Raw genomic sequence first — 20,051 nt, 5'->3', positions numbered from 1 at the left:
CCTTTGCTTAACCCCCCGTCTCAGCTAACCTTGGCGCTCGCAGGAGAATAACAACAATATTGGGGTGAGCATTGGAAGGATTGATTGTGCTGCTGGGGATGCTATTGCTGATGATGGTGGTGGGCTCGGTGCTTGGCCTTATCGCCTTTGCGCAAGTGAGCAAAGTACAACAGCAGCAGGCGCAGTTGCAGCGCGAGTTAACTTTTCTGCACCAGCAGTTATCGGCGCTTAACCAAGCCAGCCCAACGCCAGCAGCCCCACAACCCATAATGTCGCCACCCGCTGCAACGCATCCGGTTGCACCGCCCAGCACACCTGCGCCGGCCGCCAACCAGCCAAAACCAGCCCAGACAACCACCGCCCGGCCAACCACAACCACCCGCCCCAGCACACCAAGCCCCCTGGATATTCTGCTGTCGCGCGCCAAGGATCAGTGGATGATCTGGCTGGGCGGATTGATGCTCTCATTGGCGGGCATATTCCTCGCCAAATACAGTATCGAGCGCGGTTTTCTTGGGCCGACAGCGCGCATTGTCATGAGCCTGCTCACCGGCCTGGCGCTGCACGGCGGCGCGCACTACCTACGCCTCAAGCGCGGCCACCACGATGCCCTGGCCGCCCTCGCCGGCGCCGGCAGTATTACCCTGTTTGGCGCAGTGCTGGCGGCCCTTAACCTCTACCACCTGATTACCCCCGGCTGGGCCTTTTTGGGGTTGGTGAGCATCGCCCTGGCCACCACCGCCCTGGCCCTGGTACACGGCCCCATACTCGCCGCCATCGGCCTGTTGGGTGCCTACTGCGTACCGATTTTGGTGGATACCGGCAGCGGTAATGTGGCCGGTGCCTTGATGTACGTTACCGCCATCAACCTGGGCGCCCTGCTGTTGCTGCGCTACGTCTACCGCACCTGGCTATGGCTGGGGATTATCGGTTTTACCGGCTTCTGGTGGCTGGTGGCCTATAGCCGCATGCACAGCAACTACGAGTTGATCAGCCTGGCGTTAACCCTCTATGTGGCTGTTTTCGCCTACGCACTGTTTGCCGCCCCCCGGTTTGACTGGCTGCTGCAGCAGGCCTCGCCCGAGCCGGCCATCACCGGCTGGCGCGCCTTTTGGCAGAGTGCCAAAGCCGGTCACTTCTACCCACGCAACTTCGCGGTGTTGATTGCCCTGCTACTTCTACAGGCGGTGCAGCTGGCCACCATTGCCACCGGCCACTACAATCTGCTGCAAACCCTGCTCCTGCCAACCTTTATCCTCTACCTGGCCAGTAGCAAGCCACTCTTTACGCCGCTCGCCTGGGGTTCGCTGGTGGCAACCATCATTGCCCTGCTGCTGGCTCACTGGACGCCAACCCTCCCCACTAATTGGCGGCCGCTCAACCTGGAACAGCAGCATCAGTTCGCCATCCTGCTGACCGCCATTGTGGCGCTCTTCTCGGGCGCGGCCCTGTTTAACTTGCGCCGGGGCTTTAGCCTTGGCCACTGGTCTTCACTGGCCGCCCTCACACCACTGTTCACCCTGGTGCCCGGCTATTTTCTGCTGCCCGCGTTAACCAGCAACCTCTCCTGGGCGCTGGCGGCAACAGCGATTGCCTGCCTCTATCTGGGTTGGGCTATCTGGCTGGCCAACCACCACCGTTCGACACAGGCCGTGCTGGCACTGACCATCGCCGCTCACCTGGGCTACTCACTGGCGGTGCTCTTTATCTTTGAGCGCACCACACTCACTCTGCTGTTGGCCGTGCAAGTGCTCTCGCTCAGCTACCTGCGCAAGCGCTTTGACGCCAACCAATTGGGGTGGATTATCAAAGCGCTGGTGGCGGTGGTGGTGATACGCCTAAGTGCCAACCCGTTCATCTTCACCTACCCCGAGCAGGATCAGTGGTTGATTGGCACCTACGCCCTCTGCGCCGGCCTCTGCTACCTGGCCGGCCGCATCGACGCCAGCCCGCGCAAATTCAACCTTTGGCTGGAGGCCGCGGCACTACACCTGTTTACCCTGTTTGTACTGTTGCAGGTGCGCTACTGGATGAACCAGGGCGAGGTCTTCGAAGGCGACTACACTCTGGCCGAAGCCGGCCTGCAGACACTAACCTGGGGCCTGCTGGGCCAGAGTTATAGCTACCGCGCCCGTTTTGCCGACCACCTGGCGCTGCTCTACCGCTTCGCCGGCAACCTGCTGCGGGTAATGGCCATCGTCAACTACGCGCTGTTTGTGCTCTTCTTCTTAAACCCGCTGCTCAACTCCCACAGCCAAGTGGAGGGAGTAATACTGTTTAATACCCTGCTGCTCTGTTACGGCCTGCCGGCACTGGCACTGCTGTGGCAAAGCTACCAAGAGCGGGGTAACACCGCCTGGCTGGCCCTGGCCGCCATGGTGGCCAGTGTGCTGTTTGTGTCTCTGGAGCTGCGCTTCAGTTTTGGCAGCAATGTGCATCATAATCGCCCTACTGGCGACCCCGAGGTATACAGTTATTCACTCGCCTGGATGATCATGGCCATTGTCGGCATGGTGGTTGGCATCAGACAGAAGCTGCGCTTCTGGTACCCCATTGCCCTGGGCCTGCTGCTGTTGGTGATTGTTAAACTCTTCCTAATTGATATGAGCGACCTGAAAGGCCTGCTGCGGGTTGCCAGCTTCATGGGGATGGGATTGAGCTTGTTGGTACTGGCCTACGGCCATCGATTTTTGACCGCTCACGATAAGACTGCCAGCACTCATTTGTAAGGTAGATTTTTAAGCTAATGCTGTTTAACTCTTTTATTTTTCTGTTGCTGTTTCTGCCCGCTACATTGGCTTGCTTTTATCTGGCGAGACGTTATCTCTCGGTACGCTGGGCTATTGCAATTTTGGTGGTGGGCTCTTTTGTTTTTTACAGCTACTGGAATCCGAGCAATCTACCCATCCTGTTAGGCTCGATAGTTTTCAATTACCTCCTCGGCCAACGGTTGACCAATCTACAGACATCACGCCACAGCAAACTGTTATTGATATTGGGTGTAACCGCCAATTTGGCCCTGCTCGCCTATTTCAAATACACCAACTTCTTTATTGCCAATCTGAACACATTAATAACTATTCCACTACCCTTACAAAACATTGTCTTGCCACTGGCGATCTCATTTTTTACCTTTCAGCAGGTTGCCTATTTAGTGGACAGCTATCGCGGCGTGGTGATTGAGCGAAATTTTCTTAACTACGTTTTGTTTGTCAGCTTTTTTCCTCAGCTCATTGCCGGCCCTATTGTCCATCACAAGGAGATGATGCCACAGTTTGCCGCTTTGCCAGCCACCGGCCAATGGCGCAAATATCTAGGCCTGGGCACAGCCCTTTTCTGTATCGGCCTTGGCAAGAAGGTACTGCTTGCAGACAATTTTGCCGTCTACGCCAATCAGCTTTTCAACCAAGTCGATGCCAATTCACTGCTTATTGGCGATGCCTGGATAGGAGCCATCTCTTACCATTTTCAAATCTATTTTGACTTCTCCGGCTACTCAGACATGGCCATTGGCTTGGCCTATATGTTTGGTATTCGCTTGCCAATTAACTTTGATTCACCCTACAAAGCACAGTCGATTATAGTGTTTTGGCGACGCTGGCATATGACCTTGTCGCGCTTTCTCCGAGACTACCTCTATATAACCTTGGGCGGCAATCGCAAAGGCAAGCTACGTCGCCACGCCAACTTACTGATGACCATGTTGCTGGGTGGTCTTTGGCACGGTGCCGCCTGGACATTTGTTGTTTGGGGCGCGCTGCACGGCGGCTTTTTGGTAATCAATCATCTATTTCACGTAGCCGCCAGACGCGTACCGTTTGCCCATTTGTTTAATAGCCGGCTCTTTACCGGGTTGGGCATAGTGGTAACAACGCTGGCGGTTATGGTGGCCTGGGTCTATTTTCGGGCGGGGAGTTTAAGCGATGCAAACACAGTGGTTATGGCACTGTTTGGCCGGGGGGAGCTGGGTATTTCACACTCACTTAACCAAGCCATTCAGACTCAAAGCTTCGCTCCATTTCTATTTCTGCTGTTTAATGAACACTTAGCGAGTTGGTGTGTAGTTCTTTGTTTAATTCTGGTTACGCAGGCGTTTATTTTACTGGCCCCCAACAGCATGCAGATACTGGATCAGTTTGAGCGAATTGAACCAACCAGCTCAAGCAAACACAGCGCCTGGGAGTTCCTCTGTGCGGCTGCCTTGGCCTTATCAATAATCGGTATGTTTGGCATTAGCGAATTTATCTATTTCCAGTTTTAGGCTACTGCTCAATGGAATAAGTTAATGGCTCAACCTGCCAACTATTTTTGTTCCGATGGCGCGCTACGCGTTTGCCGATTTCTGCAAACTGCTCCTGATGTTGCGAGCGATATTGCTGTTGCTGTTGCTGCTGAAATACCAACCAGCGAGTGACATTAGTGACTTCCAGCTTTTTACCATCCAACCTTGGCTCTGCCCCCATGATAATTTCCGCAATGCGGTTACCGGTGCGATAGCTGGTATGGGAAGAGTCGTACATCCAAACAACCTCCTCGCTTGTTGTCTTGTCGCCAATAGCCTCCATGGTTAAACGTGAATAAGCCAAAAAGTCCCATAACGCATAGGGCTCAGTGGTCGCCAGCTGCGCTTGCCGGGTATTTATCATTACCAAGCGTTTTTTCCACTCCTCCAGATACGGCCAAAGCCCGGCCTGGTCCATCGTTTCCAACATGCGTGCATGTACCGGCATCAATACCAGGGTCACTTCAACATTGTTGCTATAGGCAAAATCTAGCATCTTGGCAAAAACATCAAAAGGATTTAAGCCACTGTAGGTTTCAAAAGAGAAAGTGTGATCGCTTTGGGGAAACCAATTGCCGTTGAGGTAGGAGTTTTCCGCATTGCGAAAGGCCTGCAATACATTACGATCCTCTGCAAAGTGGATGCTCCAGTGACCATCGTCGTGTAATTGAAAATAGGAATTCTTATTTTGTTCGAAGAGTGGCTGGCGATGGAGGGTATCGACACTGTCGTAGATCGCTTTATAAGCAAACAGCGAACCGGAGTAATCCATTACCGCCTGGTGCAGAAATTTGCCATCGAGTAGGGGATGTTGGTTTTGGGTAAAACGATTTTGCAAGGCATCGGCAAAGATTGGCGGCAGATCACCATGACTGTTAAAGCCAAACAGATCCAAACAGATGATAGCGCGCTTTACACCGCCCGATGCTACCGCCGAGCGCAGACTTTGATCAATTTGACGTATCCGGGCACCGGGCACCGCCAGGTTATAGACGCCCTGATTACTCAGCACGCCATAACTCGGATTAAAACCACTGCCGGCCCGTGAAGAGCCAATGATCACCGCAGAGGCGTTGCTACGCACAAATTGGTAGGGCTTGGTCATACCCAATTGAAAGAAAAAAGCGGGCTTGTACTTATTTATCCCGCGGATATTGGGGCTGGCGAACAGATAATAGGGATCAACCGCGATATTCAGGATCCCGATCGAGGCGAGTAAGATCACGCTCCACAGCAGGATTCTGCTGGCTGCAGGGCGGCACTTAACCATGGCGATTGCTGGCTGGGTGTTCATCATGGCGTCTGACACAGTTCCCGATGCAGCTGCATGGGCTTAAGGTAGTTACTGTTACTGGCGGGGGCATTGTAAACATGCACCGGGCCAATAAAGCCGTTGAACTCCCGTTCGCCGCTGCCATAACCACCAATAACGGTGGGCTCCGCCACTGCTTCACCGGTGGCCAGGTAACCGGGCTTGGAGAAATTTCCAGCCAATGCCCCATTGATGTAGACATTCAGCGAAATGCGGCTCTCTGAGCTGCGCCAATTATTGAACCGCCGATCCATAACCCCGGCCAGAACGATCGACTGGCACTGATCGTTTAACGAAAAGGGAACCTCAAAACCATTCTCCTGCAAGTGGATACTTAACCGCTGATCTTGTGGGTGGTAATCAACCCGCCAAACACCCGCCTGCTCTATGAGTGACATAATGGTACCAACGTCCCCCTGGCTTTTTCCCTGTACAGCAAATGCATAGGTGATAGCACCATTGCCAGGAGTACGTTGCAGATCATCGCCACTCATAACACCAACGCCACGACCATCGCCCTCCTGGAAATACAAATTCAGTTGGTGAACAGTGGTAAACCACTGCTGATACTGCGCCATTAACGCAACAACCTCCTGCGGCGCCTGCGCTGTTACATCCGTTTCGCCCCTGGGCTCTTTGATTAGATCGTTAAGTACCACACCGGTGGTCTCCGGCAGATTGTCGTTGCGCGGCGGGCCACCCAGTAGCGGGGTGACTACCCGCCAGTGACCTTCAGCGCTAAGCACACTAAAGATATACCGTTCCTGAATGCGGTGCTCCCACATTAAGGTTCGCGCTGGCAACGCGCGGCCTGTCGCCAAACGGCTGGTAAGATCCAGGCCATCTATTGGCTCACGAGCCACACCATGCGCTGCATGCAGGATAGTCGGCATCAGGTCCATCACCGTTACCGTATCCTCCACAACCTGGCCGGCCCAGCGGCCATCAGGCCAACGAATCATCAACGGCGTTCGGATACCCCCCTCGAAGTACTGAGCCTTGTGGCCATAAAAGGGCCAATTGTTATCCCGTTGTTTGTTCGTACCACCGTTATCACTGGCAATGATGACCAGGGTGTTGTGACTTTGGCCAGAGGCCTCCAGAGTGGAGAGAATTTTGCCGACGTTGCTATCCAGCTGTTCAAGTACAGCCAAATAACGCCCCTCCGGCGTATTGGGGTATTTCGCGGCATAAATTGGGGCTGGTTGAATTGGGGTGTGCGGCTGATAAAACCAGTGATTGATAAACCATGGCTGATCGTCGCCGGCGTGCTGTTCAATCAACCCGATAGTGTGCTCGGTAATGATCTCCGACAAATGGCCGGTGTAATGTTCAGCTTTGTGGGAGTTATCGTTTAACCACGGATTCTGGTACGTCGGTTGCGAGAACATAGTCTCGCGATAAGGGTATTGCTCTGGCTCTGTGAGCAACCACTGGCTGAGAAAGCCAAACCAGGTGTCAAAACCAACGGCATCCGGCCAGGCCTGCAGGGATGCGTGCCCAAGATGCCATTTACCGACATGGTGGGTGGTGTAGCCCAGCCGCTTTAACTCCCTTGGCAGAGTCTGTACCTGTTGTGATAAACCCGGGCCATCTGGCGTATAGCCGGCTCTCGCTGGGTAGCGACCGGTAAGCAGCGCCGCTCTGGAGGGGGAACAGGTACTCTCGGTATAGTGGCGGGTGAAGCGAACACTCTGATGGGCAAATTTGTCCAAATTGGTGGTGGGCAGTGGCCCCGGCCCACCATTCGCACCCATATCGTTAAAACCAAAGTCGTCGAGGTAGAGCAACAGGACATTGGGCCTGGCCTCGTCACTTCCCGTAGGTGTACTCTGCTTTGGACCACACCCCGCCTGCAGCAGAACAGCCGTTAGCAACAGCCCCCATGGCCAACCATATCTCCTCAAACCCAAAGCTCCTGTGCTAGCTAGGCCTTTTCATTATTTTTCGTATTCTTCCGCCGGCTGAGCACCAATTAGTGGTAAACAGTCGCCATTGCTCTATGGCAAACTTCGCTAGTATATCGATCATGAATCGAGCATGGTATTACTCTTGTTTACGCAAAATCCAACTTTTGCTAAATTCTGGGCCCGGAATCTCGTTTCCGTATAACAAATATAACTGAACAGATCAGCGCCAGTGGGGCTACTAATCCAATACCCACAACCAGCAACCACCGCGCGCCTTACCACAACCTCTTTTTTGATAGGTAATCTCCCCACCGGGAACTAGATACGCTTCTAAAGGCTTTATGCAGTAACATGGACATCGCTATGAACGGAAATTTTATAAGGCCGATAGAAGGAAAACTGCTTAGTGTAGTTGTGCCCTGCTTTAACGAGCAGGAGGTAATCTCGGAGACAAACACTCAATTACTCACCACGCTCTCACGGCGACCATTCCGGTTTGAAATACTTTACATTAATGATGGCAGCAGTGACGCCACGGAAGTTCTGCTTAATAACATCTGTGCCCAACAACCAGAGTGTAAGTGTATTCATCTGAGCCGTAATTTCGGTCATCAAAATGCGGTCAGCGCCGGGCTCGATTTTGCCGCAGGGGATTTGATTGTACTTATTGATGCGGACCTCCAAGATCCCCCAGAGGTTATTTTGACCATGATAGAACATTGGCAAAGGGGCTATGATGTTGCCTATGGTGTAAGAACGCAGCGCCTGGGTGAATCCCCACTTAAATTGCTTACCGCCAAATATTTCTATCGCATCTTAAATCAGCTTTCGGATACCCCAATTCCACTGAATACCGGCGACTTTCGGTTGATGGACCGCCAAGTGGTGAATGCCATTCACCTGATGCCAGAGCGAGACCGCTTTCTACGAGGCATGATCAGTTGGGTTGGCTTCAATCAGTGTGCGGTAACCTACCAACGCCAAGAACGGTTTGCCGGTGCCAGTAAATACCCGCTTATCAAAATGCTCCGGTTTGCCACTGACGGCATACTCTCTTTTTCCAACAAACCACTACGATTGGCAACCTGGATGGGACTTACCGCTTCGGCATTGGCATTAGTGGGTATCTTTTACGCCATTACATTAAGGTTGCTCACCGACAATTGGGTGAGCGGCTGGACATTTCTAGCGGTCACCATCCTGTTTATGGGTGGTGTACAAATGTTGTTCCTCGGCCTGATTGGGGAATATATAGGACGAATTTATCAGGCCACGAAAAATCGACCTATCTACCTCATTCGCGACAAAAAGGGGTTTTAATATCAAGCTCAGGACACTTTTAGGGCTGATCGTTACAACGGTTTTTCTCTGGCTCGTATTCCGACAAATTGAAATAAAATCCGTCCTCAGCACTCTCAAACAAACCAATGTCATATGGGTTGGCGTCGCAGTATTGCTACTTTTAGCAGATTTCTGCGTGCGGACTTTTCGCTGGTTGATTATGCTGCGTTGCTTCAATTCAGCACTAACCCTCAAACAGTGTATTACACCATTTTGGGGCGGCTTTGCTCTTAACAACGTGCTGCCACTGCGTGCAGGCGACATTGTTAGAGTTGCCGCATACCGCGACCGGCTTCAAATTGACAGAGCGCACATAGCTAGCACGCTTTTAGTCGAACGAGTTTACGATTTGTTAGCACTCTTACTGGCTCTGTTAGTCGCATTGCTAATCTTCCCGGCAGAAACTCTGCATGAATATGTGAAAACGTTTGTAATCTTGCCGATTTCAGTGGCAACCTTCGCAATCTTATTGATTTTGGTTTTTCCAAAAGTCCTACAAACACCACTCAAATTAGCACATCATTTAATAAGTGACAGGCCCCGCCTTTTAATACCAATCAGACCAATTGAAACTGTAATATCCGGCTTAGTGGAAATTAATCAGAAAGGCAATAGTGCCAGCTTAATCATTTCTACAATTATTGCCTGGATTCTGGAGGGGTTGGCTTTTAGCTGCGTATTACTTAGCCTAGGTATTGAGCCTGCCATTGGAGCTGGATGGATGACCATGGCGATAAGCACATTATCCACTCTAATACCAAGCAGTCCCGGCTATGCTGGTACTTTTGATTTTTTCGCTGCAAGAACTCTTACTCTCATAGGCTTGGAGGTATCACAAGCTACATTAGCAGCTTTGTTAATCCATTTAGTGGTTTGGGCCCCAATCACTTTAATAGGCAGTATTTTACTTTGGCTGACACACGGTTTCGGTCGATTCAACAGGCTAAAAGGTTCGGTTCATAAAAATGAATTCAATGCCAAATAAATCAATCGCCATAATTGGTGGCGGATTCACTGGATTAACTGCCGCGCTCAAACTTTCCGAGCTCGGATACAAGGTTCAGGTTTTCGAGGCCGATGATCAGCTTGGCGGATTGGCTGGCTCTTTTACGGTGGGAGGAGAACAGCTTGAGAAATTTTATCACCACTGGTTTACCAACGACGCTTACGTTACAGATCTAATTCGTGAACTGGGTAAAGAGGGCAATATACTTTATCGCCCCACAGAAACCGGTTCCTACTACGCTAATAAAATATTTCGTTTGAGCAGCCCCCTGGACCTACTCAAATACACACCAATTTCTCTTTACGCTCGGTTGCGTATGGGATTGTTGGTATTAATTGCCAAAACAGTCCGTAACTGGCAGTCGCTGGAGAATATCTCTGCCTACGATTGGATCCGTAAGATGGCGGGTAACGAAGTATTGGAAAAAGTGTGGCAACCGTTATTAATTGGGAAATTTGGTAAGTTTTCCGAAGATGTTTCAGCCGTTTGGTTTTGGAATAAATTGGTTCTGCGTGGTGGTAGCCGAGATAGTTCCGGCAAGGAGATTTTAGCTTACTATCGAGGTGGCTTTTCAGCACTGGCGGAGGCCATCCGCCAAAAAGTCGAAGAGAATGGAGGTAAAATTCACCTTAATACGCCAATACACGGCCTGACTGTTTATGGTAATCGTGCTACTGCCGTTCAATCACCGACACAGTCGTTCGAAGTGGATACGGTACTTTGCACCACCCCATTGCCTATATTTGCTCAAATAATAGAACCGCATGTCACCAGTGAATACCTTGCCCGTCTACGTCGTATTAAATATCTCGGCAATGTTTGCCTGACATTGGAACTGAACAGAAGCCTATCTAAAACTTATTGGCTAAATATCAGTGACCCAAACTTTCCTTTCGTTGGCATCATTGAACATACCAACTTCGAACCAAAAGAGAACTACGCTAATCGACATATTGTTTATCTATCAAAATATCTACCGACAGACGACCCTCTTTATAAGATGGATAAAGGGCAAATGTTTGAGTATGCCATACCTCATATTAAAGCAATGTTCCCTGATTTCGACAGCAGTTGGGTTTTAGCAACCCACCTATACAAGGCCGAACATTCACAACCGATCGTCGAGAAAAATTACAGCACATTAATTCCTGATCACCGCACACCCGTTAACAATGTCTATCTAGCCTCAATGGCACAAATATACCCAGAGGACCGAGGCACCAACTATGCTATAAGAGAAGGCGCAAAAATAGCTCATTTTATCGGATCACAAAATTAAAGATGGTTGTGTCTTTATCAATACCGAACCGTTGGCATCTGATATCAATAGTGCTGTTCGCGCTGTTTTGTTTATATAACGTATCTTTGGCGATTGACGATCCACATTTACTTTATGATGAAGCTTTTAATGCTTCCGTTGCCAAAAACATTGCCAATGGAATAGGTATCGCCACGAGCTATCACACTATAGAGCCGTTAAACCCTCGTCTTTCCACCGGACTACCAGCTTTATTACCTTCTGCCCTGGCAATTTATTTCTTAGGCCCACAAACATGGATACCGGCCATAGCCACTTTGGTTTTGAACCTTGCCTTACTTGGTATTTTACTCCAGCTGGTTCACAAGAATAACGATGCGGAGCCCACAATAGTTTTTACCTTATCCATTTTATTATTCGCATTTTGGTACGAACCAAGCCTATGGCGCACAATTATGGGCGAAATTTCGGTAGTATTATTCATTACACTCTCAGTAGTGTTGCTTTATAGTGATCGCTTAAATAGCCGAACAAAAGGCGCTGCAGCCGGGCTTTGCGCCGGACTAGCTGTACTAACTAAAACTCTAGCCTTGGTTCCCATATCAGGTTTTTTGTGCTTCTTCTTACTGGATGTACTTTCGTCGCAGCCTAAAAAATCTATTAGAGCCGCGCCGCTCCTGCCATTCTTATTGACATTCCTGGCCGTATTAACTGTTTGGAAACTGTATACCCAGATGGTGTTTGGTCATTTATCGGTAAGCGAGCTATTAGCCCACCAAAACAAATCTAAAATCTTTTTTAATTATTACGGATCGGGCCTCGGCCCGTTTACAGACGCCGTTAATAAGTTTGACTATATCCTGGAAAACGCCTCGGTAAACTTAGGTTATATTAGTGACCATTTTCGTACTTATTCCATACATCCATATGCCCTACTAGTGTTATTTATCACTTTTGTAATAATCGGGTGTGCAACATTAGTGCTTAGTTTTCGATCAAAACAGCACAACTCCGGCCTGGCACTCATGGCCGCAGGCTTTGCCCATCTAACCTGGAATATTTTCATAGCCAACGGCTACATTGGTATTACTCGGTATCTGTTTTTTGGTGTGTTTTTCTTATTTGTTGGGACTATGTTTATCCTTCGAGATACAAGAGTTAAAGCGTTACCGCTTATAGTAATATCGGCACTATTAAGCCTATCTATCTGGTCTCCCAACCACGCTCAACAACGCTTTCTTTCATCACTTGCAAACAGTTTCTCACGTGACGCAAATTTAACTGCACAATTTATCCGAAACTCAAATACAGCTTTACCATTAGTTGGCTGCGGCTGGGACACACCACGGTTAATCGAGTACGTTTTGCCTGATGCACTTAATTTTCGCGACTGCTATCTGGTGCTAAAGTCTCACTTAGTATTCGATGAAAATTATTACTTGGCGATGAATAAAGACGTTGCACAGGGATTAAAACTTGGCTTTTACCAGTCCGGCTTTGAACATTTTATAAAAGATGGTCAGAATGAAAAAAGAGCATTTCGTGCAGCCCTAGATACGCCAATTGAATTCGCATTTGTAAGAAATAAGTTCTTTTCTAATTTGCTAAGGTCCTCAAACTCTATCTTGCCTCAATGCAATTCGTTACTTTACGAAAATGAATCCTATGAAATTCTCGGGTGTAAAATAACCAACATCAATAGTCCGTTGGCCATACATATTTTTAATTACGTACCATTTACGTAAACACCCTTAATTTACCAAATGCTTTATTTGATTGACATCAATTTACATTCGATAAGCGTGTGTGAGCATTAAATAAAATCAGGAGGTGGTATGTTCACCTATTTTGAAGAATCTGAATTAATGGCAAAAGCGGACCGCTTCTCGAGTGATTATCAAACTGCTTTGCCATTTCCACATATACTTTTTGAAAATTTTATTGCGGAAGATCACCTATCCAACATATTACAACACTACCCCAGCGCACAGCAGAGCTTAAACTGGAGGAAGATTCACGCAAAACTCGACGATACCGACGTTCAGTATAACAAACTGGGTTTGCCACACGAGCGGGAAATTCATCCATTGATACGGCAACTGTTGTGGGAAATGAATTCCAGCAGTTTTTTAAAATTCTTGGAAAAGCTCACCGGAATTAAAGGGCTTATAGCAGACCCACTGCTTCAAGGGGGTGGCCTTCACCAAACATTGCCAGGTGGGATTCTTGGTGTACACGCCGATTTTACTCAACACAGGGTTTATAAGCTGGACCGTCGAATAAATGTGCTTTTATACCTTAATGAAGATTGGCAAGCAGACTACGGGGGGCATATTGAACTTTGGGAAAGAGATATGAGTCGATGTGCCCGAAGGATCAAACCCACTCTAGGTCGATGCCTTGTATTTAATACTGACGCTGATTCTTTTCATGGTCATCCAGACCCGGTAAATTGCCCAGCAGGGCAATCGAGAAAATCTATTGCCTTGTATTACTATACCAACGGCCGCGACGATAAGCCTGTCTCAGCAACAAATGCAACAGACTGGCAAAAACTACCTGATCATATCAAGCCGGATCTAGAGTAGGTTGTACTTAATGAGTAAGCGCAACAGCAACCCAACAGAAAATAGCTATTTGTTCAATTGTGGGCTTATAGACTACTTGCAATTAACATCGTGTATCGAGGAAATCTCCCACTCGAGCACCTCAACACAGTATAGTTTTCTGCCTAAAATCGTCAGTAGTAAACTATGCCGCGACTTAAGACAGTTACGGTCTCACTCGCCAGGTCAATTTAATCAGGCCATACGATTATTATTCTATGAGCTCAACTCTGGCTCGGTAATCACGAATATCGAATATGCCTCAGGCTTATCCCAGCTGCTACCAGACGCATACTCTTTACACGCGGGTTTATACCCGTTACCGTTCCTACGCACGCTCTGTTTGCCACTGGACGCCATTACCCACCCCGGCAATGGCTTACGCCGAGCTCTGACCACTATTGTCGCGCTTTCATCATGCACTGTTTTCTATAACAATCAAACGGTTAAGCTAGCTGCCGGAGATTGCATTTTACTTCCGAATAACGCAAGGAATTATACGAAGATTAAGTCAGGTATTAGCTCGGCATTCAGTCCCACCATGGTGTATGTTGTACACTACTATCAACATACAGACGGTATTGCTATTTAAATTATCAGAGATCAATCATGTTCGGTATTAAACAACCTAACGCTGGCACAAAAAACGAAGATTGCTATTTTAGTAATGGCTGGTTACTAAATTTCGAGTACTTAATGCCACTCGCTAGTAACCGACGAGAAGTTTACGAGCAACAACCCCCTTTCCCTCATTTAATAATCTCTGAATTAATTAAACCGGCAGCAATAGATAAGATTTTAGCTGAATTTCCCAGCGCCTCAGACCAGATAAAATGGCATGAGCGCGAGGCCACATTAGATAATGGTAGCTATGCTTCACTAAAAAAGAAGGATAGTGCTGATTTTCTACAGATGGGACCAATCACCCGACAATTAATCTGGGAGTTAAATTCTCGGCCCTTTATCCAGTTTTTACAAAGATTGACCGGTATACCCCGCCTTATCTCTGACCCCCTCACCTATGGCGGCGGCCTGCACGAAACCCATACAAATGGGCTGCTTAAAGTCCATGCAGATTTTCAAAAACATCCACTCTACGGGCTAGATAGACGCATTAACGTTATCGTTTATTTAAATAAAGATTGGCCAGAAGAGTTTGGTGGTCATTTAGAATTATGGAATGAAGAGATGACGGAGTGCGTTGAACGGGTGTTACCAACAGCGGGCGTGTGCGTTATCTTTAACACTAATCCAACTTCGTTTCATGGCCATCCACAACCACTTACTTGCCCAGTTGATAGAAGTCGTAAATCGATTGCTCTGTACTATTACTCAAATGGTAGAGACGATAGTAAAAAATCTCCACAAAGCTACACCGACTGGAAAGATCCAGTAATCTAAATATATTGAACATTTGCGCTAACGCTTTCATAGAAAATGTTTATAATCAGACCAGCTTAACTAGCATCAGTTTTTGTAAGGGCGTCGTCGTCTTCCCACTCCTGACGTCCTAAACTAGCAAGCCGCCTATATCGCTTCTGTGCCTTATGTGAAGATAGTTCTAAAAACCTCTGCGCCCAGTGAGTAACTGCGCCAAGCAACACTGGCTCCCTACTCACTGAATGAAATGACCCGCCCCATATTTCATGCAGCTGTTTTCTATGCTCAGATAATTCCTGCTGTTTCTGTTCGTATGAAGATGTGCTAACTCCACCATGAAACTGATGAAATGACCCCTCACCGGGAAGCACCACAATGGTCGTTCCGCTTTTGGTCGCTAACTGTCTATACAAATGTAAGTTAACAGAGCCGCCACCTTTTAGCATAAAGCGCGTATCGCAAAAGCCGATCTCTTTGAAAAGTTTATAGGGCGCGAACAGACAATTGCACTCCATAATAGGATGTAAATAGCTGTGCTCATTACCTGGGCTAAATTCAGCAACATCAAAAAGTTCATAACCATTTTCTCGCCACTGCAAGCCGGCAAGAACTTCCTGTTCTACAGTTTCATTATAAGAGGGGTCAGTTGATTGCCTGCGGCCACCGACGTGATACCCAGGCACAACAACTATTGGCTTTTCAAACGCTCTATTTGCTGTTAAAGCATATTGAACAACGCGAGGAGTGACCATATGAGCACCATCAATCATTAGACCGATAAGCTTTCCACGACATTGCTCAAAAGCAAAGTTAATAGCTGGCACTGGAGAATGACTTCGCTCTTTTCGGGAATAATAATGAATGTTCTTACCGAGCTGATGAACATAGCCTTCTGATGTCATATTTGTGGAGTCATTTTCTACAACAACGACTTCGTAATCGTCTACTGACACACCACGCTGATATTGTGCTGATAGAGTATATAGCGTTTGCTCCAGCTGCATTGGCATTTTATAGCCTATAACAATAATCGACAGTTTTGGCGTTCCCGTCATTGAGATTACCAATTCAATTGATATGCAGCCCTAGCCACATTAATCGAATGATCCACAAATCTCAGAGATTCATTTTTGAATGTCCCAAATAGCATTGGCCGTTTAGTTGGTGGGTTATAGTATTCACCTCTTATTGATTTATATTGATCAAAATGTGCTTGCATGATCTTTTCACGTTCGTCACCCATAGTACCCGTCGTAACTCCACCGTGAAATTGGTGAAAAGTACCCTCACCAGCCAACATCACTAATTCGACCTCATCTAAGTCACATACCCGCTTATAAAAGTCTAAATTTACCTGACCGCCACCGGTTTCTGTAAATCTAGGTTCGAAGCCACCTAATTTATTCCATATCTCTGTTGGTACGCTAATACAATTACTTTCACCAATCGGCTGAAAAAAACCTGGTCGACTCGTGGCACTAGTGCAAGCTATGTTAAATAATTTATATCCATCCTCCGGCCAGTTAATGCCATCCAACAGGGCTTTTTCAGTTTCATAACCATAACCGGAGTAAATTGCTTCTTGCTGAACCTTTTCACCAATATGGTAGCCCGGCACAGCAACAGCCGTGTAGCGGGCAACTCTCGTTGCCATAATCATATGCTTCACAACACCGGGTGATGCCATTCTCGCCCCATCAACAATTATGGCAATGTGGTCCCCCACTGCTTTTGCAGCACCTTCATTGATCGCCGGTACAGGCGTAGGCATTTTTTCATCTCGGTAAAAATAACGGAAATTCCCTTTCAAATTTGACACATATTCCTTTCCCATCGGTTTATCCGACGCATTCTCCATAACTAAAACTTCATATTCATTTGGATCTACGTCCCGCTGATATTCAGCACTCAATGAAAAAAGTGTTTTCTTAGCTTGCTCCGGCATTTTATAGATAATGACCACCAGAGAAAGAAGGGGTTTTCTCGAGTCTCGATTATATTTTTTCCGCAACAATCTTTTTATCAAAATTCATTCCTTATATTTTTAAATTGCACCAATTAAATAGTTTGCTTTAGCACTTTTGGCTGCCGGTGCTTAACCACGTTATGCCTAGCTGCATGTACGTAAAATGCGCGCAAATCAGATTTATCTTTAGTATCATCGCTAAACATGTAACTCAGGAGCATAGAATCCTTTTGCAATAGATTGCTATTCTCCGGAAAGGGTTTTCGTAATACGCCCAGTCCATATCCATGATAAAACTGAAAAGTCTCTACCCCTTCATTGGCTTCTAATTCGTTCCAAAAACGCCATACGCCAAAATCATCTCTACGAACTGCTGTATCGTGAAACAACATGATTCCACCAGGTTTTAATTTTGGATACCAATTTTTAAAGTCTTCGGACACCGCATCATAGGTATGCAGGCCATCTATGTGTACTATATCTATTGAGTTGTCTTGGAAGTGGCCTAACGCCTGTTCAAACAGCATTCTTAACAAATACGAACACCCCGAAAAGTTCTCTCGGCAGTAATTAGCTACCGAGTCATAAACTTCATTTTCATATTTTCCTGAATGCTCTTCACCTTCCCATGTGTCTACTGCGTAGCAAACACAATCCAAATCGTGATCAACAACGGACTGGCAAAAAGTAAAAAAAGACAATCCAGCATGGGTACCCAGCTCTACTAACAGGTTAGGTTTTATCGCTTCAATTAAGTCATACCCAAAAGGGACATGATCCATCCAAGAGCTGATGATTTTAAAATTTTTATCAAAATAACGTAATGAGGGGGGTAGATAAATCGGCATCAAGTGTACTCTTCTTATATCTAGCTGGATGTTTTCGGTCATCCTTCTTGTAAAATACCGACCTAATTGGTATCTGCTTTCTTTTGAAAACGACTTAGTCTTTCCACATTGTACTTTCGGGATAACCTGACTGCTTCAGGCAGATGGTCATCTGGTAGATCTTGTAATGTTTGATCCCATTCAACCATCCTAAATTTTAACGTTTGCCAATAGTACTGTAGATCGCTGTTCTTCCATGTTTTATAAATATCCGACCAACTGACTCGTTGAAAATGTGGATTTAGAGACTGTTCAACCAACGCTTCGCCCTCTAATTGATAGCGAAAGTCGACAGACAAGCGCATTCTTTCTGGGTCTCTATTTTCTAATGCGCTGTGCACAGTAAGTGCTGGAAATAGCAATACATCGCCTAATTTAAAATCTGTCGACACCCACGTGAGCTTCGCAACCTCATTGGTAATCGTTGCTCTTCGATTACCAGGTCCTAAATGAAACTCTAAGGGTAAAACCCCCATATTATGTGAACCTTTTAGAACAGCAATAGGCCCCATCGATATCGGGCAGTCAGATAGAGGAATCCAGGCAGCCGTCAATTGATCAGTACCTTGATTATTACGGAAATCTTGATGGGGTGGCGTGGTAATTTCTGGATTATTCGGAAAGACCAATCTGATAATAGATAGCGGGTGCGGAAATGCACCATCCCCTAACACCAACTTCATAACCTCTAATAACTTAGGGTTTTGTGCGAGGCGATATAGCTCTTCAACCTTCACTAATTGATCATGCACACGGAAATATTCTTCTTCGCCCTCTCGTGCAGGCATGCATATCGAGCGGGCTTCCATCTTGTCTTTACCGCCGGAGATCCAATCGCAATCGGCCAGAACACTGGTAATCTTTGCCCTCAGTGCAAATAGCTCTTCGACTGGCAAAATCTGGCTAAAGTAGAGGTAGCCATCCATCTTCATACGTTGCTTCAAGAGATTTGCATTTTTCAACAAATGATTGGAAATATCCATTTGTTGTAGGTTATTCGGATACTCTTGTCCCGACATGGCGGCATTCCATAAAACATTTTGGATTTTTATTATCGCCGCACCTAACTATAGAAAGCAGCACCACCGTTATCCTAGGCTATTGATCTCTATAAGAACAGGTTTCTTACGATACCTTTACGGGGAGTTGATTAGGCCAGTCGGTTATGTACCGTACATTTTTCTTTAGTTTATGCGGTTCAGTTAATTAACTTTTCAAGTCATCGATCGCTGAACAAACAAATAAATTTATAGCACTGGCTAGTGGCATACGTAGCTTTAATCCACATTTCCCGTACTTTTGTCTAACTGATAAAACCTTTAAAGCGAACTTCGAATAACGCCAGAAGAGAAACACAATACGATAAAACAAAGCTAATTACAGTTCATATCATTATGATTCTTACTGCTCTAGGCCTGACAGCGCTTTATTAAACTCGCAAACTCAGGTCCATCGCAGGGACTTAACTAACTCAGCAATAATGGTTTCCATTCTTTATGTAGGAGGTTGCATTGTTCGACCTCAATGTATTTTTTATATTAAACAATGAGATAGGATTCAAAGACCTCCGTTCATGTGGAACTAATTTACGTCCCCTTAAATGCACAGAAAGATAGACACAATGCCGATCTTTTTATCAAGACAAGCTGTCTAGCAAGGGAACACCTATGGGGCAAGCCTGATTTAGCTGATTTGCAACTATCAACTCGGTTACCCAATGGCTAGTTCTCAAGGAACAAGAACAATCCCCCCCTTTAGAAACTCTCTGTTTTCGGAGCACACAACCTCCTCTTGCGCATTCCAAGTCCCCTAATCCATTGAACTCACTGGACAGCAGGCATCTAGAGACGAGCACCGCTCGGCTAGCCCGCCACGACACGAGCTATACGCATTGCTGAGGGAGCTGCCCCACATTAATAAAATGAGATGCCCCATAACAGAAAAACCCCGAACCATCACTGATTCGGGGTTTTAGTATAGAAGCTTGACGATGTCCTACTCTCACATGGGGAGACCCCACACTACCATCGGCGATGCGTCGTTTCACTACTGAGTTCGGGATGGGGTCAGGTGGTTCCAACGCTCTATGGTCGTCAAGCAATT

Annotated in this window: 14 protein-coding genes and 1 rRNA gene; 8 read left to right on the top strand and 7 right to left on the bottom strand. The window is 47.1% G+C overall.

Annotated elements, in window-relative coordinates; all coding sequences use genetic code 11:
- The first annotated feature begins 71 nt into the window (after nucleotides 1–71).
- Complete coding sequence (locus tag SBL51_RS16005; RefSeq protein ID WP_317932095.1) at nucleotides 72–2,729, top strand: DUF2339 domain-containing protein; 2,658 nt, start codon at nucleotides 72–74, stop codon at nucleotides 2,727–2,729.
- A 17-nt stretch (nucleotides 2,730–2,746) separates the two neighbouring features.
- Nucleotides 2,747–4,261, top strand: a complete 1,515-nt coding sequence (locus tag SBL51_RS16000; RefSeq protein WP_317932093.1) for an MBOAT family O-acyltransferase — start codon at nucleotides 2,747–2,749, stop codon at nucleotides 4,259–4,261.
- Between the two features lies 1 nt (nucleotide 4,262).
- Here the strand turns inward: SBL51_RS16000 and SBL51_RS15995 are convergent, their stop codons facing one another.
- Together SBL51_RS15995 and SBL51_RS15990 are read right to left on the bottom strand one after the other, a co-directional pair.
- Complete coding sequence (locus SBL51_RS15995; protein ID WP_317932091.1) at nucleotides 4,263–5,552, bottom strand: hypothetical protein; 1,290 nt, start codon at nucleotides 5,550–5,552, stop codon at nucleotides 4,263–4,265.
- A gap of 23 nt (nucleotides 5,553–5,575) precedes the next feature.
- Nucleotides 5,576–7,501, bottom strand: coding sequence for a sulfatase (locus tag SBL51_RS15990; protein ID WP_317932089.1), 1,926 nt, complete (start codon nucleotides 7,499–7,501; stop codon nucleotides 5,576–5,578).
- 366 nt (nucleotides 7,502–7,867) lie between these two features.
- Here SBL51_RS15990 and SBL51_RS15985 point away from each other — a divergent pair, with 366 nt between their 5' ends.
- From SBL51_RS15985 to SBL51_RS15960, 6 genes are all read left to right on the top strand, one after another.
- The gene (locus tag SBL51_RS15985; RefSeq protein WP_317932088.1) at nucleotides 7,868–8,824 is read left to right on the top strand and encodes a glycosyltransferase family 2 protein; all 957 of its coding nucleotides are present in this window, start codon (nucleotides 7,868–7,870) and stop codon (nucleotides 8,822–8,824) included.
- On the top strand, nucleotides 8,769–9,830 hold the full coding sequence (locus tag SBL51_RS15980) for a lysylphosphatidylglycerol synthase transmembrane domain-containing protein (RefSeq protein ID WP_317932334.1): 1,062 nt from the start codon (nucleotides 8,769–8,771) through the stop codon (nucleotides 9,828–9,830). Before SBL51_RS15985 ends, SBL51_RS15980 begins: the two co-directional genes overlap by 56 nt.
- Nucleotides 9,811–11,130, top strand: coding sequence for an NAD(P)/FAD-dependent oxidoreductase (locus SBL51_RS15975; protein WP_317932087.1), 1,320 nt, complete (start codon nucleotides 9,811–9,813; stop codon nucleotides 11,128–11,130). Before SBL51_RS15980 ends, SBL51_RS15975 begins: the two co-directional genes overlap by 20 nt.
- An 8-nt stretch (nucleotides 11,131–11,138) precedes the next feature.
- Entirely contained in the window at nucleotides 11,139–12,854 is a 1,716-nt protein-coding gene (locus SBL51_RS15970) for a hypothetical protein (protein WP_317932086.1), read from the top strand.
- Nucleotides 12,855–12,944: 90 nt separating this feature from the next.
- Nucleotides 12,945–13,697 (top strand): 2OG-Fe(II) oxygenase, encoded by a 753-nt coding sequence (locus SBL51_RS15965; protein ID WP_317932085.1) that lies wholly within the window; start codon nucleotides 12,945–12,947, stop codon nucleotides 13,695–13,697.
- Nucleotides 13,698–14,324: 627 nt separating this feature from the next.
- Nucleotides 14,325–15,116, top strand: coding sequence for a 2OG-Fe(II) oxygenase (locus SBL51_RS15960; RefSeq protein ID WP_317932084.1), 792 nt, complete (start codon nucleotides 14,325–14,327; stop codon nucleotides 15,114–15,116).
- Nucleotides 15,117–15,172: 56 nt separating this feature from the next.
- Here SBL51_RS15960 and SBL51_RS15955 read toward each other — a convergent pair whose 3' ends face one another.
- From SBL51_RS15955 to rrf, 5 genes are all read right to left on the bottom strand, one after another.
- Nucleotides 15,173–16,150 carry a glycosyltransferase gene (locus SBL51_RS15955; protein WP_317932083.1) on the bottom strand — a complete coding sequence of 326 codons (978 nt, stop codon included), beginning with the start codon at nucleotides 16,148–16,150 and terminating at the stop codon, nucleotides 15,173–15,175.
- A gap of 5 nt (nucleotides 16,151–16,155) precedes the next feature.
- Nucleotides 16,156–17,121 (bottom strand): glycosyltransferase family 2 protein, encoded by a 966-nt coding sequence (locus SBL51_RS15950; protein WP_317932082.1) that lies wholly within the window; start codon nucleotides 17,119–17,121, stop codon nucleotides 16,156–16,158.
- A gap of 32 nt (nucleotides 17,122–17,153) precedes the next feature.
- Nucleotides 17,154–17,909: a class I SAM-dependent methyltransferase gene (locus tag SBL51_RS15945; RefSeq protein ID WP_317932081.1), complete on the bottom strand. Its 756-nt coding sequence runs from the start codon at nucleotides 17,907–17,909 to the stop codon at nucleotides 17,154–17,156.
- Nucleotides 17,910–17,971: 62 nt separating this feature from the next.
- A complete protein-coding gene (locus SBL51_RS15940; protein ID WP_317932080.1) occupies nucleotides 17,972–18,967 on the bottom strand; it encodes a phytanoyl-CoA dioxygenase family protein in 996 nt (331 codons plus the stop codon).
- A 963-nt stretch (nucleotides 18,968–19,930) separates the two neighbouring features.
- A 5S ribosomal RNA gene (rrf, locus tag SBL51_RS15935) occupies nucleotides 19,931–20,046 on the bottom strand.
- Nucleotides 20,047–20,051: the final 5 nt, after the last annotated feature.

The sequence above is a fragment of the Halioxenophilus sp. WMMB6 genome, assembly GCF_033283405.1.
Taxonomy (GTDB): domain Bacteria; phylum Pseudomonadota; class Gammaproteobacteria; order Pseudomonadales; family Cellvibrionaceae; genus Halioxenophilus.
The sequence above is the reverse complement of the archived record's forward strand: the minus strand, read 5'-3'. Positions and strand labels throughout refer to the sequence as shown.